Source organism: Aeromicrobium sp. PFPM2_SD2 (assembly GCF_057364525.1).
On sequence record NZ_JBNFNZ010000335.1, the window covers coordinates 1 to 2,767 of the forward strand.

At 75.3% G+C, this 2,767-nt stretch carries 5 protein-coding genes and 1 pseudogene; all 6 read right to left on the reverse strand.

Annotation, left to right across the window (positions count from 1 at the left end; all coding sequences use genetic code 11):
* Positions 1–204 precede the first annotated feature (204 nt).
* Entirely contained in the window at positions 205–633 is a 429-nt protein-coding gene (locus AC2W7G_RS13140; protein ID WP_485868834.1) for a class I SAM-dependent methyltransferase, read from the reverse strand.
* A gap of 186 nt (positions 634–819) precedes the next feature.
* A complete protein-coding gene (locus AC2W7G_RS13145; protein ID WP_485868835.1) occupies positions 820–1,575 on the reverse strand; it encodes an endo alpha-1,4 polygalactosaminidase in 756 nt (251 codons plus the stop codon).
* A 47-nt stretch (positions 1,576–1,622) separates the two neighbouring features.
* Entirely contained in the window at positions 1,623–1,967 is a 345-nt protein-coding gene (locus AC2W7G_RS13150; RefSeq protein WP_485868836.1) for an MmcQ/YjbR family DNA-binding protein, read from the reverse strand.
* Positions 1,968–1,979: 12 nt separating this feature from the next.
* Positions 1,980–2,192 (reverse strand): hypothetical protein, encoded by a 213-nt coding sequence (locus AC2W7G_RS13155; RefSeq protein WP_485868838.1) that lies wholly within the window; start codon positions 2,190–2,192, stop codon positions 1,980–1,982.
* 95 nt (positions 2,193–2,287) lie between these two features.
* A pseudogene (locus tag AC2W7G_RS13160) lies at positions 2,288–2,371 on the reverse strand (DNA mismatch repair protein MutT); the annotation flags it as partial.
* A gap of 73 nt (positions 2,372–2,444) precedes the next feature.
* On the reverse strand, positions 2,445–2,767 hold a 323-nt coding region (locus AC2W7G_RS13165), incomplete at its 5' end, for a GNAT family N-acetyltransferase (RefSeq protein ID WP_485868837.1).

The following is a 2,767-nucleotide window of genomic DNA, read 5'->3' on the forward strand; positions in this document are numbered from 1 at the left end:
CGAGCCGGCGGTCGAGGAGGAGCGCGCCGAGGCCAACGACCTCGACACCTCCGAGGTCGACACCGACGCCCGCGATCGGAGGACGCCCCCCGAGGCGGCCGAGAACGCCGACGCCGCGACCGAGGCCGACGAGGCCAAGTAAGGCACCGCGAAGGGCCCGTCACCGCACCGCGGTGGCGGGCCCTTCGTGCGTCCGGGGCGGGGTCAGGGCGCGGTGACGACCAGGACCCGGAACCCCTTCTCGCTGACCAGCCGCTCGGTCGGCCAGCCCTGCTCGACGAGCCAGCGCTGCAGCGAGTCCGAGCCGAGGTTCTTGCCCACGACCAGGTGGGCGGTGCCGCCGGGGCGCAGGCGCGGGAGCCAGCGCAGCAGCAGCGCGTGCAGCGCCTGCTTGCCGACGCGGATCGGCGGGTTCGACCACAGCTGGTCGAAGCGGACGTCCTCGGGCACCTCGTCGGGCAGGCAGGCGTGCACCTCGACGCCGAGCGACGCGGCGTTGTCGCGCGTCAGCGCCAGCGCCCGCTCGTTGACGTCGACGGCCCACGTCGTGGCGCCGGCGAGCGCGAGGGTGCAGGCGATCGGTCCCCAGCCGCAGCCGAGGTCGAGCACGACGCCGGACGTCGGCGCCGGCACGTGGCGCAGCAGGACGTCGGTGGCCTTGTCCAGGCCTCGCGCGCGAAGACGCCCGACGCGGTGCTGAGCGTGACCTCCCCGCCGGGCAGCCGGACGGTGACCGGCGTGCGTCGCTCGGGGCCGGTGGGCTGGGCGTCGAAGTAGTGCTCGGTCACCCGGCCATTCTCTCAGGCGCCGGACGGCCGCTCAGCAGTGCCGGAAGACGTAGCCGCGCTGGCCGCGCGGCACGACGTCCAGGTCGCGCAGCTGGATCGGGTGCTCGCCGGCCCGGGCCCGGCACGCGGCGCGGAAGGCGCTGCGGGTGTACTCGACCTCGACGACGCGCGAGCGGTAGCGACGCACGAACGCGTCGCACTCGCGGTAGCGCTGGCACTCCTCGACGACCGCGAAGTCGAAGCCGACGCGGTGGCGCAGCAGCTCGGCGGTGTTCTTCTGCGCGACGGCCAGGCCGCGGCGGTGGCTGTGGCGCACGATGCGCTTCGCGTAGCCGATGGTCTGCCGCTTGGTCATGAGCCCGCGCGAGCGCGTCCACGCGTCCAGGTTGTCGGGCTCGACGGCCTGGAAGCCCTTGCGGTCGCAGCCGTCGATCCAGCGCCCGACGATGCGGGACAGGGCGACGCGCTTGCGCTTGGTGCGCAGGTCGAGCAGCACCTCGTCCGGCCAGCCCGCGTCGCGCACGAGGCGTCCGCGGTGGTCGCGCAGCAGCAGCTCGGGGTGCTTCTTGCGCCACCAGCGCAGCGAGCCGGGCTGGGTCTGGAACGCGTTGACGTAGCAGACCGAGTACGTGCCCTTGACGGGCCGGTCGGTGCGGTCGCGCACGACCAGGTCGACGCCCGCCGCGGGCCGGTAGGCACCCCCGAGCTGGTAGTCGGCGACCGCCCCGGGGCCGGGGAAGGTCGGGACGGCGAGGGCGGCGACGAGCGCGAGGGCCAGGACGTTCACCGGGTCATCGTCCCACGTCGGCCCGTGCCGAGCGGCGGATCGGCGCCTCAGCGCGAGGCGTCGCGCTCGCGGCGCAGCGTCGCGGACGCGCGCAGCTCCCAGGCCTGCTCGAGCAGCTCGGCCAGCTCGTCGAGGTCGACCACGGCGAGGTCGACGAGCACGTACCCGTGCCCGTCGTAGTGCGGCAGCGTGAAGTACGCCGGGTCGTCGCCCTGCACGAGCGCCTGCTTGTCCTCCATCGTGCAGACGAGGGCGACGGCGCCCTCGGCCTCGGACCGCAGGCGCGCCATCAGCCGTTTGCCGACCTTGAGCGCGGGCGTGCCGTAGGACGTGGACTCCGTGACGCCGGGCAGGGCCCGCGCGCGCTCGACGACGTCCTGCCAGGTGGCCATGGGGCCAGCCTCTCAGGCGCCCCCGGCCACGTCGAGGACCCGCGGGACGAGGCCGCGCTGGGCCTTGACCAGCAGCCGCGTCGCCTCCTGCGGCGAGACCCAGGCGACCCGGTCGACCTCCGGGAACGCCTGCCTGCGGCCCGAGCGGGGTGGCCACTCCATCTCGAAGGTGCCGGGCACGACGTCGGCCGGGTCGAGGTCGGCGGCGACGGCCCACGCCACCACGACCTTGCCCGACTGGCGGACCTCGCCGAGCGGGACGTACGGCCCCGGGGAGCGGGCACCCCGAGCTCCTCGGCGACCTCCCGCAGCGCGGCGTCCAGCGGCTCCTCGCCGGGCTCGACCACGCCCTTGGGGAACGACCAGGCGCCCTCGTCCTTGCGCGCCCAGAACGGGTCGCCCATGTGCGCGACGAGCAGCTCGAGGCCGGCGGGCCCGCGACGGTGCAGCACGAGCCCCGCGCTGAGGACGGCCACGTCAGCCCACCGCCAGCTCGTGGACGAGCTCGAGCCCGTCGACCTCGTCCATCGCCTCGCCCACCAGGACGAACCCGTGGTGGCGCAGCACGGCCTGGGACACGACGTTCCCCGGTGCGGTGAACCCGCGCACGACCCGCACGGCGTCGGCCTCGCGGGCCCGGGTCACGAGCAGCCCGACCAGGGCGGTCGCCACGCCGCGGCCTCGCGCCGCCGGCACCACGGTGTAGCCGATCTCGACGTACCCCTCGGGGCCGGGCGGCTCGTGGAAGCCGCCGTGCCCGACGACGACGCCGTCCTCGACCGCGAGCTGGATCGTCCAGC